The organism is Streptomyces sp. JN8 (assembly GCF_055808075.1).
Genome location: NZ_CM147852.1, coordinates 4,277,594 through 4,290,170, shown reverse-complemented (window position 1 = coordinate 4,290,170; position 12,577 = coordinate 4,277,594). Strand labels below are relative to the sequence as shown.

General features: G+C 73.0%; 13 protein-coding genes. 7 read left to right on the top strand and 6 right to left on the bottom strand.

Features of this window, described 5'->3' with window-relative positions:
• Nucleotides 1–25 precede the first annotated feature (25 nt).
• A complete protein-coding gene (locus ACY0MR_RS18865) occupies nt 26–616 on the bottom strand; it encodes a TetR/AcrR family transcriptional regulator (RefSeq protein WP_388802003.1) in 591 nt (196 codons plus the stop codon).
• Nucleotides 613–2,232, bottom strand: coding sequence for a 3-hydroxyacyl-CoA dehydrogenase (locus ACY0MR_RS18860; protein ID WP_473554227.1), 1,620 nt, complete (start codon nt 2,230–2,232; stop codon nt 613–615). The genes ACY0MR_RS18865 and ACY0MR_RS18860 overlap by 4 nt, the downstream gene beginning before the upstream one ends.
• A 124-nt stretch (nt 2,233–2,356) precedes the next feature.
• Here ACY0MR_RS18860 and paaN point away from each other — a divergent pair, with 124 nt between their 5' ends.
• Complete coding sequence (paaN, locus tag ACY0MR_RS18855) at nt 2,357–4,054, top strand: phenylacetic acid degradation protein PaaN (RefSeq protein ID WP_392867869.1); 1,698 nt, start codon at nt 2,357–2,359, stop codon at nt 4,052–4,054.
• Nucleotides 4,055–4,145: 91 nt separating this feature from the next.
• Here paaN and ACY0MR_RS18850 read toward each other — a convergent pair whose 3' ends face one another.
• The 3 genes from ACY0MR_RS18850 to ACY0MR_RS18840 are packed head-to-tail and all read right to left on the bottom strand — an operon-like array spanning nt 4,146 to nt 7,065.
• On the bottom strand, nt 4,146–4,823 hold the full coding sequence (locus tag ACY0MR_RS18850; protein WP_148003386.1) for a TrmH family RNA methyltransferase: 678 nt from the start codon (nt 4,821–4,823) through the stop codon (nt 4,146–4,148).
• Complete coding sequence (locus tag ACY0MR_RS18845; protein WP_392867865.1) at nt 4,820–6,115, bottom strand: HTTM domain-containing protein; 1,296 nt, start codon at nt 6,113–6,115, stop codon at nt 4,820–4,822. Before ACY0MR_RS18845 ends, ACY0MR_RS18850 begins: the two co-directional genes overlap by 4 nt.
• Nucleotides 6,112–7,065, bottom strand: a complete 954-nt coding sequence (locus ACY0MR_RS18840; RefSeq protein WP_473554223.1) for a DUF5819 family protein — start codon at nt 7,063–7,065, stop codon at nt 6,112–6,114. The genes ACY0MR_RS18845 and ACY0MR_RS18840 overlap by 4 nt, the downstream gene beginning before the upstream one ends.
• A 112-nt stretch (nt 7,066–7,177) precedes the next feature.
• Here ACY0MR_RS18840 and paaA point away from each other — a divergent pair, with 112 nt between their 5' ends.
• From paaA to ACY0MR_RS18810, 6 genes are all read left to right on the top strand, one after another.
• Entirely contained in the window at nt 7,178–8,245 is a 1,068-nt protein-coding gene (gene paaA / locus ACY0MR_RS18835; RefSeq protein WP_473554221.1) for a 1,2-phenylacetyl-CoA epoxidase subunit PaaA, read from the top strand.
• Nucleotides 8,242–8,529 (top strand): 1,2-phenylacetyl-CoA epoxidase subunit PaaB, encoded by a 288-nt coding sequence (paaB, locus tag ACY0MR_RS18830; protein WP_148003385.1) that lies wholly within the window; start codon nt 8,242–8,244, stop codon nt 8,527–8,529. The genes paaA and paaB overlap by 4 nt, the downstream gene beginning before the upstream one ends.
• Nucleotides 8,526–9,266, top strand: a complete 741-nt coding sequence (gene paaC / locus ACY0MR_RS18825; protein WP_388802021.1) for a 1,2-phenylacetyl-CoA epoxidase subunit PaaC — start codon at nt 8,526–8,528, stop codon at nt 9,264–9,266. The genes paaB and paaC overlap by 4 nt, the downstream gene beginning before the upstream one ends.
• Nucleotides 9,260–9,757, top strand: coding sequence for a 1,2-phenylacetyl-CoA epoxidase subunit PaaD (gene paaD, locus ACY0MR_RS18820; protein WP_388802024.1), 498 nt, complete (start codon nt 9,260–9,262; stop codon nt 9,755–9,757). The genes paaC and paaD overlap by 7 nt, the downstream gene beginning before the upstream one ends.
• Nucleotides 9,758–10,861 (top strand): 2Fe-2S iron-sulfur cluster-binding protein, encoded by a 1,104-nt coding sequence (locus ACY0MR_RS18815; protein ID WP_473554217.1) that lies wholly within the window; start codon nt 9,758–9,760, stop codon nt 10,859–10,861.
• A gap of 118 nt (nt 10,862–10,979) precedes the next feature.
• The gene (locus ACY0MR_RS18810; RefSeq protein WP_388802030.1) at nt 10,980–12,113 is read left to right on the top strand and encodes an acyl-CoA dehydrogenase family protein; all 1,134 of its coding nucleotides are present in this window, start codon (nt 10,980–10,982) and stop codon (nt 12,111–12,113) included.
• A 64-nt stretch (nt 12,114–12,177) separates the two neighbouring features.
• Here the strand turns inward: ACY0MR_RS18810 and ACY0MR_RS18805 are convergent, their stop codons facing one another.
• On the bottom strand, nt 12,178–12,522 hold the full coding sequence (locus ACY0MR_RS18805) for a rhodanese-like domain-containing protein (protein ID WP_055599075.1): 345 nt from the start codon (nt 12,520–12,522) through the stop codon (nt 12,178–12,180).
• Nucleotides 12,523–12,577: the final 55 nt, after the last annotated feature.

Below are 12,577 nucleotides of genomic sequence, written 5' to 3'. Positions count from 1 at the left end.
GAGCCGTACGCCCCCGGGCGGCCTCTCAGCGGGCCGTCCGGAGCCCGTCGAAGGCCAGGTGGGCGACGGTCTCGGCGAGCTGCTCGCGCTCCGCGGAATCCGGGTGGGGCCGGTACCACTCCACGAGTGAGTTGATCATGCCGAAGAGCAGCCGGGTCGCGAGCCGGATGTCCACGTCGGCCCGCAGATCGCCCTCCTCGGCGGCCGCCTTCAGGAGGTCGGCCACCCTGTGGTCGAACTCGCGCCGCCGCTCCATGGCCCACCGCTCGGTGCCGGTGTTGCCGCGCACCCGCAGCAGCAGCGTCACGTAGGGGAGCTCCGCGATCAGCACCTCGACCGTGCGGCGCGTGACGTACTCGACCCGCTCGACGGCCCGGCCGCGTCCGGCGTCCGGCTCGTCGAGGACGGCGAAGAGCCCGTCGAGCGCCCGGCTGACCGCCCGCCGCAGCAGCTCCTCCTTGCCGGACACGTGGTGGTAGATCGACGACTTGGAGATGCCGGCCGCCTTGGAGAGGTGCTCCATGGACGTGCCGTCGTAGCCGCGCTCGTTGAAGACCCGCACGGCCACCGAGAGCAGCGTCTCGGGGGTGTACGTGTCGCGCTTGGCGGTGGTCATCGGGCGTCCTCCGCATCGGCGTCGGCGCACCGGCGGGCGACGGCCTGGCTCGGTCCGTACCTGCCCGTCGGGTAGCGCTCGTGCAGGCCCCGCAGCAGGTCGCAGACCCGCCGGTGCCCCAGCTTCTCCGCCCACTCCAGCGGTCCGGCGGGGTAGTTCACCCCGAGCCGCATCGCCGTGTCCACGTCCTCGGCGGTGGCGACGCCCCGGTCGACCGCGTCGGCCGCGAGGTCGGCCAGCATCGCGACCGTGCGGGCGACGATCATGCCGGGCACGTCGCCGATCACGGAGACCTGCTTGCCGAGCGCCTGGAAGAGTCCCACGGCCTCGGCGAGTGTCTCGGGCGCGGTGCGCCGTCCGGTGGAGAGCACCATCCGGCTCGCGCGCGCGTAGTCGAGGGCGAGGTCGAAGTAGACGATCTCCTCGGGAAAGAACTCGAAGGAGCTGTCGCCGTCGGCGAGCATCAGCCTGCCGCCGCCCGGCAGCACGATGTGGCCCTCGCCCCGCTTGCGGCGGACCGTGATCCCGGCCTCCTCGACGAGCCCGATCAGCGGTTCGGCCGGGCCGAGGTCGCCTTGGACCACGATCCGCTTCGGCGCCTCCGCCGGCGCCGCCGTGTGGGGTGCCGGCCGCTCGGCGCCGTCCGCGTACGAGAACCAGCCGTGGCCCGTCTTGCGGCCGAGCCGCCCCGACTCCACCAGCCGCCGCTGGGCGAGCGAGGGCGTGAACTTGGGGTCCTGGTGGAAGGACTCCCAGACGGAGCGGGTGACGGCCTCGTTCACGTCCTGGCCGATGAGGTCGGTGAGCTCGAAGGGGCCCATCCTGAAGCCGCCGCACTCGCGCAGGGCCGCGTCGATGGTGGCCGGATCGGCGGCGCCCTCCTCGAAGACCCGCAGCGCCTCCGCGTAGAAGGGGCGGGCGACCCGGTTCACGATGAATCCGGGGGTGTCCGCGCACCTGACCGGGGTCTTGCCCCAGCCCTTCACCGTCTCGTACGCGCGCGTGGCGACGTCCGGATCGGTGGCGAAGCCGCTGACGACCTCGACGAGGGGGAGCAGCGGCGCCGGGTTGAAGAAGTGCAGTCCGACGAACCGGCCGGGCAGCCGCAGGCCTCCGGCGATGGCGGTGACGGAGAGCGAGGAGGTGTTGGTGGCGAGGACGGTGTCGTCGCCGACGACCTTCTCCAGGTCGGCGAAGAGCTGCTGCTTGACGGGCAGCAGCTCGACGATCGCCTCGACGACGAGGGCCGCGTCCGCGAGCTCCGCGAGGTCCCCGGCGGCGTGCAGGCGTCCGATCGCCGCCTCGCGCGCGGTGGCGTCGAGCCGGCCCTTCTCGACGAGCCGGTCGAGGCGCGCGGTGAGGGCGGCCACGGCCTCCTCGGCGCGGCCGGGGGCGCTGTCGTAGAGGCGCACGGGGTGGCCGGCGACCAGGGCGACCTGGGCGATGCCCTGCCCCATGGTGCCGGTGCCGACGACGGCGACGGTGCGGTCCCGCCCGACGGGCTCGGGGACCGGTCCGGACGCGGCCTCCGCCGCGGTCCCGGTCGCTTCCACGGCGGCGGCAGGCTCACTGGCGGTCACGTCGTCGCTCCCCCTGACGGTCACGTTGGCGCTCATAGGAGTGATCCTCCCCGATGGGTTCTCCACAGGATCGACAGGCCCCCTTGTCCCGACCGATCGTTCGGTTACTCTAACTCCGTACGTGTCTCCCTGCCCAGCTCGACGAGGAGTTGGTCCACCCATGGCCACCGCTCTGCCGACCACCGACCGTCTGGCCGAGAAGCACCGGTCCACGCTCGACCAGGCGCTCGACACCATCCGGACCCGCGCCTACTGGTCGCCGTACCCCGAGCACCCGAAGGCGTACGGCGAGGACGGCTCGCTCGACGCGGCGGCCGGCCTCGCCGCCCACCAGGCCCTGCTGAACACCCGGTTCGAGCTCGACCAGCCCGGCACGGACGGCTGGACCGGCGGCGAGACCTCGCCGTACGGCCCGGAGCTCGGCATCGAGTACCCGCACGCCGACATCGACGTCCTGCTCCCCGCGATGCGCGCCGGCACGGCCGCCTGGCGCGACGCCGGGGCCGAGACCCGCGCCCTGGTCTGCCTGGAGATCCTCGCCCGGATCTCCGCCCGCACCCACGAGTTCGCCCACGCCGTCATGCACACCAGCGGCCAGGCGTTCATGATGGCGTTCCAGGCCGGCGGCCCGCACGCCCAGGACCGCGGCCTCGAAGCCGTCGCCTACGCGTACGCGGAGCAGACCCGCACCCCCGCGGGACGGGCCGACTGGTCCAAGCCGCAGGGCAAGCGCCCGCCCCTGGAGCTGAGCAAGGAGTTCACCCCGGTCGGCCGCGGCATCGCCCTGGTCATCGGCTGCAACACCTTCCCCACGTGGAACGGCTACCCGGGCCTGTTCGCCTCCCTCGCCACGGGCAACCCGGTCCTGGTCAAGCCGCACCCGCGCGCGGTGCTCCCGCTGGCCCTGACCGTGCGCGTCGCCCGCGAGGTGCTCGCCGAGTCCGGCTTCGACCCGAACCTGGTCGCGCTCGCCGTCGAGCGGCCCGGGGAGGGCATCGCCAAGACCCTGGCCGTGCGCCCGGAGATCCGGATCATCGACTACACCGGCTCGACCGCCTTCGGCGACTGGCTGGAGGCCAACGCCCGCCAGGCCCAGGTCTACACCGAGAAGGCCGGCGTCAACACGGTGGTGGTCGACTCGACCGACGACTACCGGGGGATGCTCGCCAACCTGGCCTTCTCGCTGTCGCTGTACAGCGGCCAGATGTGCACCACCCCGCAGAACCTGCTGATCCCCCGCGAGGGCATCGCCACCGACCAGGGCCCCAAGTCGTACGACGAGGTCGTCGCCGACCTCGCCTCGGCGGTCGGCGGCCTGCTCGGCGACGACGCCCGGGCGAACGGCCTGCTGGGCGCCCTGGTCAACCCGGACGTGAAGGCGCGTCTGGAGGCGGCCGCCGGCCTCGGCGAGGTGGCGCTCGCCTCCCGTGAGGTCGTGAACCCGGAGTACCCGGACGCGGTGGTCCGTACGCCGGTCGTGGTGAAGCTGGACGGCTCCAAGCCGGACGCCGAGGCCGCGTACTTCTCGGAGTGCTTCGGGCCGGTCTCGTTCGCCGTCTCGGTCGACTCCACCGCCGACGCCCTGGAGCTCCTGCGGCGCACGGTCCGCGAGAAGGGCGCGATGACGGTCGGGGCCTACACCACCTCGCCGGACGTCGAGCGCGCGGTGGAGGAGGTCTGCCTGGAGGAGTCGGCCCAGCTCTCGCTGAACCTCACGGGCGGGGTGTACGTGAACCAGACGGCCGCGTTCTCCGACTTCCACGGCTCCGGCGGCAACCCGGCGGCGAACGCCGCGCTGTGCGACGGCGCCTTCGTCTCCAACCGCTTCCGGGTGGTGGAGGTCCGCCGCCAGGCCTGAGGCACCCGCCCGCGTGGAGGCTCCGGAGAGCCTCCACGCGGGACTCGTGCACGGCCCCGGGGTCGTCCACGGCCCCGGGGGCTCTCACGCCCTACGGCGTCTCGATCTCCGCATAGCGCTGGATCCAGGCGTGCATGGCGACGGCCGCGGCCGCTCCGGCGTTGATCGAGCGCGTCGAGCCGAACTGGGCGATCGAGCAGACCATCTCCACATGGGCGCGGGCCTCCTCGGTGAGCCCGGGGCCCTCCTGCCCGAAGAGCAGCACGCACCGGCGGGGCAGCACGGTCCGCTCCAGCGGCACCGCCCCCGGCAGGTTGTCGATCCCGATGACGGGGATGCCCTCGGCCGCCGCCCACGAGGTCAGCGACTCGGTGTCCGGGTGGTGCCGGACGTGCTGGTAGCGGTCGGTGACCATGGCGCCGCGGCGGTTCCAGCGCCGCCGGCCCACGATGTGGACCTCCTTCGCGAGGAAGGCGTTGGCCGTCCGCACCACCGAACCGATGTTGAAGTCGTGGCCCCAGTTCTCCACAGCCACGTGGAAGTCGTGCCGCCGGGTATCGAGGTCGGCGACGACCGCCTCCCGCGTCCAGTACCGGTAGCGGTCGACGACGTTGCGCCGGTCACCGCCGGCGAGCAGCTCGGGGTCGTACCGCTCGCCCTCGGGCCACGGCTCGGGGTGCGGCCCGACGCCGATCTCGGTGCCGAAGCCCTCGTCGTACTGGACCGGCTCGGACGCCTCGGGCGCTGCCGTCTCTTCGGTGGTGCTCACCCGACGAGGGTACGGGGACCGTGCTCCTCACCCCTACGGCGCTGCTCGGGCAGCGCCCCCTCGGGCGTCCGCCGCCGCAGCCGGTCCCCGGCCCGCGCGGCCCGTGCGCCGAGCGCCACCAGGAACGCCGTCGGCAGGAACACGGCGTCCGCGGAGATCATCGCGAGGGAGAAGACCGGCAGTCCGAGGAGCACCGCGATCCCGGCGTGCTCCAGCATCATCACGACGAGCAGGACGTTCTTGACCTTGCGGTGGAAGAGCGTGAACGGGAACGCGACCTGCACGATCACCGTGCCGTAGGTCAGCAGCATCACCATGACCCCGCTGCTCCCGAGCAGCTCGGAGAGGGCGGGCCAGGGCGTGAAGTAGTCGAGGTGGAGCGGGTAGAACAACGCGGTGCCGTCCTGCCAGCGCGAGCCCTGGATCTTGTACCAGCCCGCCGTGGCGTAGATCAGGCAGACCTCCGCCATGATCACGACGAGGGCGGCGTTGTGCGCGAGGTTCGCGAGGGCGTCGAGCAGGGTGCGCGGCTCCCCGGGCGCGTACCGGCGGACGAGCCACCACAGGCCGTTCCCCAGCCACAGGACCCACAGCAGCACCGGCAGCCACCACTCGCCGGTGATCTCGCTGAACCAGGTGGTGGCGAGGAGGAAGCCCCCGAGCACCGTCCACAGCAGGGGGCCCACGCGGTCCTCGGGAAGCGGCTCGCCCGCGTCCGCCGCGCGGGCCTCCCGGGCGGCCCTCCGGGCGTCCAGCGACCACACGCGGGAGCAGCGGGTCAGCACGAGGTAGATCGCGGCCAGGTGGAGGACGTTGTCGCCGCCGTCCCCCACGAAGACGGACCGGTTCTGCAGCGACAACACCCCGACCATGAAGACCACGGAGACGGCGCGGGTGCGCCAGCCGACGAGGAGGAGGACGGCCGAGAGCACGGCGAGCCCGTAGACGCACTCGAACCAGAGCCGGCCGTCCGACCACATGAGCACGGTGAAGGACCGGTTGTCGGCGATCAGCCGCCGGGCCATCTCCCAGGACCAGGGCCCGTCGGGGCCGTACAGCTCGTGGCGGAACGGCAGCTCGCGCAGCAGGAAGACCAGCCAGGTCAGCGAGAAGCCGATGCGCACGATCGCGGTCTGGTACGGGCCGAGGGCGTGGGCGGTGACGTTCTGGACGGCGCGGGCGAGCGTGCGGTCGAAGGGCTCGCGGGCTCGGCCACGCGCGGGCGTGCCGCCGGAGGAGGGCGCCGGGGCGGGGCCGGGGGCGGAGGAGGAAGCGGGGCCGGGGGCGGTCATCGGTCCGCCTCCGGACGGCTCGCGCCGGCCGCCGCGCGGCTCCGGTCGGCCCCGGTGGGCCGGTCGGCGTCGGTGACCCGCCACCACGGGAAGTCGCGGTAGGAGGGGGCGGTGTCGGTCTTCTCGGTGCTCCACCGGGGGGCGGGGACCGCCCGGGTGACGGTGCGCAGCTGGATCCGCCGCACGTCTCCCGGCCGGTCGGCGAGGCGGAGCATGGCGATCCGGCGCATGTACTCCTCGGAGAGCCGGCCGCGCATGCCGTTGGGGGCGTGGTCCTCGGTGTGCGAGTTGAGGTAGAAGTCCACGGCCCTGCGGAGTTCGTTCTGCTGGGCGTGGCTGGGCATCGGGTTGTGCCGGACGGCCGCGGCGTCCTCGGCGGTCAGGTCGATCCAGCCGGTCGTGCGGCGACCGCCGGCCCCGTCGGCGAGCTCGGCGCGCACCTCGACGGAGACGTTCTGCTGGAGCGGGTTGGGCGCGAAGAGCTTCCAGTTCTGTTCGAACTCGGGATAGATCCAGTCGTCGACCGCCTGGCCGTGCCGCTTGGTGAGCGTGTTGGACGGCGCGACGTGCAGGAACACCATCGCCAGATGGACGCAGGCGAAGACGCCGACGACGGCGAGCGCCACGGCGAGGACCACCTGGTAGGGCATCGACAGGGCCATGATCCCGCCCCCCTCGCGCGGGGCGGCGGGTGCCGGGTGAGGGGCGGGAACGGCGGCAGTCTCCGGTGCGGGCGCGGTGGCCGCATCCGGGGTGGGAGCGGCGGCCGCGTCCGGGGTGGGAGCGGCGGCCGCGTCCGGGGTGGGAGCGGCGGCCGTTTCCGGTGCGGGCCCGGGGGCCCCGTCCGGTGCCTCCGTCGCGGCCTCGGGGGCCTCCGTCAGCGGGTCGGCCGGGGGTCTCGGACGGCCGTCGTCCGCGTCCGCGGCGCCCTTCTCGACGTATCCGTCCATCCCGCCCCGATCCCGATCGGCCCACCCCGGTTATCCACAGGGTTGACACCATACGGGCCGCCGACTCACCATTGAAGTCATTCAACCGAACGATCGGTCGGTAGGGAGTCCGATGACCGCAGTGACGGCAGGGACGGCAGGGACCACGGGCGCGCCCGGTGTGTCGGACGCGGCCGTGGCGGCGGAGCAGGCCGCCCACGAGGCCGTGTTCGACGCCGCAGTGGCCGCCGACGAGCGGATCGAACCGCGCGACTGGATGCCCGAGGCCTACCGCGCCTCGCTCGTCCGCCAGATCGCGCAGCACGCCCACTCCGAGATCATCGGCATGCAGCCGGAGGCGAACTGGATCACCCGCGCGCCCTCGCTGCGCCGCAAGGCCATCCTCATGGCCAAGGTCCAGGACGAGGCCGGCCACGGCCTGTACCTGTACAGCGCCGCGGAGACCCTCGGCACCAGCCGCGACGAGCTGCTCGACAAGCTCCACTCCGGCCGCCAGAAGTACTCCTCGATCTTCAACTACCCCACCCTGACCTGGGCCGACGTCGGCGCCATCGGCTGGCTCGTCGACGGCGCCGCGATCACCAACCAGGTCCCGCTCTGCCGCTGCTCCTACGGCCCGTACGCCCGCGCGATGGTCAGGGTCTGCAAGGAGGAGTCCTTCCACCAGCGCCAGGGGTACGAGGCACTGCTCGCCCTCTCCCGCGGCACCGAGGCCCAGCACGCCATGGCCCAGGACGCCGTGGACCGCTGGTGGTGGCCCTCGCTCATGATGTTCGGCCCCCCGGACGACGAGTCGACCCACACCGCCCAGGCGATGGCCTGGAAGATCAAGCGCCACTCCAACGACGAACTGCGCCAGCGCTTCGTCGACATCGCCGTGCCCCAGGCCGAGGCCCTCGGGCTCACCCTCCCCGACCCCGACCTCCGGTGGAACGAGGAGCGCGGACACCACGACTTCGGCTCCATCGACTGGACCGAGTTCTGGGACGTCCTCAAGGGCAACGGCCCCTGCAACGAGCAGCGGCTGAGCCGCCGCCGCCAGGCCCACGAGGACGGCGCCTGGGTCCGCGAGGCCGCGGCGGCCCACGCGGAGAAGCACCGCACCCGAAAGCACGACGCGGACCCGCACCGCACCCAGCAGCACCAGCACACCGGCACGCACGGGGAGGCACAGGCATGACGAGCGACGGTTGGCCGCTGTGGGAGGTGTTCGTGCGCTCCCGCCGCGGACTGTCCCACACCCACGCGGGCAGTCTCCACGCCCCCGACGCGGAGATGGCCCTGCGCAACGCCCGCGACCTGTACACCCGCAGGAGCGAGGGCGTGTCGATCTGGGTCGTCCCCTCCGCCGACATCACCGCCTCCTCGCCCGACGAGAAGGACCCCTTCTTCGAACCGGCCGCGGACAAGCCCTACCGCCATCCGACGTTCTACGAGATCCCCGAGGGGGTGAAGCACCTGTGAGCACCACCCCGGCCACCGGCCCCACCACCGCGACCACCGGTGCCGCCCTCGCCCTCGGCGACGACGCACTCGTCCTCTCCCACCGCCTGGGGGAGTGGGCCGGCTCCGCCCCCGTCCTGGAGGAGGAGGTCGCCCTGGCCAACATCGCCCTCGACCTCCTCGGCCAGGCCCGCGTCCTGCTCTCCCTCGTCGGCGACGAGGACGAACTGGCGTACCTCCGCGAGGAGCGCTCCTTCCGGAACACCCAGCTGGTCGAGCAGCCGAACGGCGACTTCGCGCACACCATCGCCCGGCAGCTCTACTTCTCCACCTACCAGCACCTCCTGTACGGGCAGCTGGCCGCCGGCGACGGCCCCTTCACCGGCCTCGCCGGCAAGGCCGTCAAGGAGGTCGCCTACCACCGGGACCACGCCGAGCAGTGGACCCTCCGCCTCGGCGACGGCACCGACGAGAGCCACCGCAGGATGCAGCAGGCCTGCGACGCCCTCTGGCGCTACACGGGCGAACTGTTCCAGCCCGTCGACGGCATCGACGTGGACCACACGGCCATGGAGAGCGCCTGGCTGGCCTCGGTCACCGACGTCCTCGGCCGCGCCACACTCACCGTCCCCGCAGGACCCCGCACCGGCGCCTGGGCCGCCGGCGCCGGTCGGCAGGGACTCCACACCGAGTCCTTCGGACGGATGCTCGCCGAGATGCAGCACCTGCACCGCAGCCACCCGGGGGCGACATGGTGACCATGACCGCCCTCGAAGAGGAACTGAGCCGGATCGCCGGCGCCGTCCTCGACCCCGAGCTCCCCGTCCTCACCCTGGCGGAACTCGGCGTCCTGCGCGGCGTCCACGTCACCGGCCCCGGACGGGTCGAGGTCGCCCTCACCCCGACGTACACCGGCTGCCCCGCCGTCGAGACCATGTCCTCCGACATCGAGCGCGCCCTCCACGAGCACGGAGTGCCGGAAGTCTCCGTCGTCACGGTCCTCGCCCCCGCCTGGTCCACCGACGACATCAGCGAGGAAGGCCGCCGCAAACTCGCCGAGTTCGGCGTCGCACCCCCGCGCCCCCAGGGCCCGGCCGACGGCCCGATCCCGCTGACCCTGGCCATCCGCTGCCCGAACTGCGGCTCCACCGACACCGAACTCCTCAGCCGCTTCTCCTCCACCGCGTGCAAGGCCCTGCGCCGCTGCGCCGCCTGCCGCGAACCGTTCGACCACTTCAAGGAGCTGTAGATGGAGTCCTCAGGCGTGGGCGCCCGGGCCGGCGGACGGGCCGGGTTCCATCCCCTCAGGGTGAGCGAGGCCGAACGACTCACGGACGACTCCGTTGCGGTCGCCTTCGCCGTCCCGCCCGAGCTCCACGAGACCTTCCGCCACCTCCCCGGCCAGCACCTCGCGCTCCGCCGCACCGGTGGGAACGGCGAGGAGATCCGCCGCACCTACTCGATCTGCGCGCCCGCCACCCCCACTGGCGAACCTCCCGTCCTGCGCGTCGGCATCCGACTCGTCGACGGCGGCGCCTTCTCGACGTACGCCCTCAAGGAACTCGCCGTCGGCGACCTCGTCGAGGTCATGGAACCGACCGGCCGCTTCTCCCTCACCCCGCGCCCCGGCCGCTTCGCCGCCGTCGTCGGCGGCAGCGGCATCACCCCGGTCCTGTCCATCGCGGCCACCCTGCTCGCCCGCGAGCCCGAGGCACGGTTCTGCCTGATCCGCAGCGACCGCACCGCCGCGTCCACGATGTTCCTCGACGAGGTCGCCGACCTGAAGGACCGATACCCCGACCGCTTCCAGCTGGTCACCGTCCTCTCCCGCGAGGAGCAGCAGGCCGGCCTCCCGTCCGGCCGCCTCGACCGCGAGCGCCTCACCGCGCTCCTGCCCTCGCTCCTGCCCGTCGGGACCGTCGACGGCTGGTTCCTCTGCGGCCCGTTCGGACTCGTCCAGGGCGCCGAGCAGGCCCTGCGCGGACTCGGCGTCGACCGCGGCCGTATCCACCAGGAGATCTTCCACGTCGACGACGGCTCCGCACCCTCCCCGGTCGCCCCGGCCGACACCCCCGCGCACGCCACCCTGACCGCGACACTGCACGGCCGCTCCGGCACCTGGCCGGTGGACCGCGGCGAGACCCTCCTCGACACGGTCCTCCGCTCCCGCGCGGACGCCCCGTACGCCTGCAAGGGCGGAGTGTGCGGCACCTGCCGCGCCTTCCTCGTCGGCGGAGAGGTCCGCATGGACCGCAACTTCGCACTGGAACCGGAGGAGACCGACGCGGGCTACGTCCTGGCCTGCCAGTCCCACCCGGTCACCCCCGACGTGGAACTCGACTTCGACCGCTGACGCAGGACGCCGGCGCCCCGCCAGGACCAACCGCGGCGCCGGCATTCCCTTCCACTAGAACCTGTTCTATCTTGACGAACCGTCAGGATCAGCAGGGGCACAACGGGAGGGCAGGGCAGTGGACTTCACCTTCACCGAAGAGCAGCAGGCGGCCGTCGAGGCCGCCAAGGCGGTCTTCTCGGACGTCGCACCGGACGCCGTACCGAGCCCCGCCCTCACCGCGGGCGCCGTGTCCGAGGACCTCGACCGACCGCTCTGGTCCCGCCTCGCCGCCGCCGACCTCCTCGGCCTCACCCTCTCCCCGGAGCACGGAGGCGGCGGCCTCGACCCCGTCGCCCTCTGCCTCGTCCTGCGCGAATCGGCCCGCGTCCTGGCCCGCGTCCCCCTCCTGGAGACCAGCGCCGTCGCCCACACCATCGACCGGTACGCACCCCCCGAGACGGCCGCCGACCTGCTCCCCCGGGTGAGCCGCGGCCAACTCGTCCTCACGGCAGCCGCTCAGGGACGCACCGGCCACGACCCGGCCGAACGCGCCGTCACCGCCCGCCGCGACGGCACCGCCTGGGTCCTCGACGGCCTGCAGACCGCGGTCCCCTGGGCCCACGGCGCCGACCTCATCGCCGTACCGGCGCACACCGCCGACGACACCACCGTCCTCGCCCTGCTGCCCCGCGCACACGACGGCCTGACCCTCACCGCCCAGTACTCCACCAGCGGCGAACTCCTCGCGGAGCTACGGCTCGACGCCGTCCGCCTCGACGCCGCCGACGTCATCGACGCCGAGGGGGCCTGGGACCGGCTCCGCGGACTCCTCACCACCGGCACCTGCGCGCTCGCCCTCGGCCTCGGCGAGGCCGTCCTCACCATGACGAGCCAGTACACGGGCAAGCGGGAGCAGTTCGGCCACCCCGTGGCCACCTTCCAGGCCGTCGCCGTCCAGACCGCCGACCGCTACATCGACCTGCGTGCCATGGAGGTCACCCTCTGGCAGGCGGCCTGGCGCCTCTCCAGCGGGGCCGACGCGGCACTCCCCGCCGAAGGGGACATCGCCGTCGCGAAGATCTGGGCCTCCGAGGGCGTACGACGGGTGGTGCAGACGGCCCAGCACCTGCACGGCGGCTTCGGCGCCGACACCGACTACCCGCTGCACCGCTTCCACGCCTGGGCCAAGCACCTGGAGCTGTCCCTCGGCCCCGCCGCGGCCCACGAGGAAGCCCTGGGCGACCTGCTGGCCGCCCATCCCCTCGACTGAGACCCGGGAGAGGCACTCTGGGAGCCCCGGAGCGTCGGAGCCGGGCCGGGAGCCCCGAAGGACGTCAGAGAACGAAGGCCGGGCTTCCGGTGCCCGTCACCATCGGACGCCCGGCACCGTCCCAGGCGAGCATGCCGCCCTCGACGTTCACCGCGTCGAAGCCCTGCTGCACCAGGTACTGCGTGACCTGGGCGGACCGGCCGCCCACCCGGCACATCACATAGGCGCGACCGCGCTCGGCAACCGCCTCGGTCACCTCACCGAACCGCGCCACGAAGTCGCTCATCGGCACGTGCAGAGCGCCTTCGACATGCCCGGCCGCCCACTCGTCGTCCTCCCTGACGTCCAGCACCAGGGCATCGGCCGGCACGGAAGCCGCGTCCACCGAGGGCAGAGGGGAGAAATTCATGGGACAGGCCTTCTCTCGATCAGTGGCGCCCGAGGGATCTCGAACGCACGGAAAA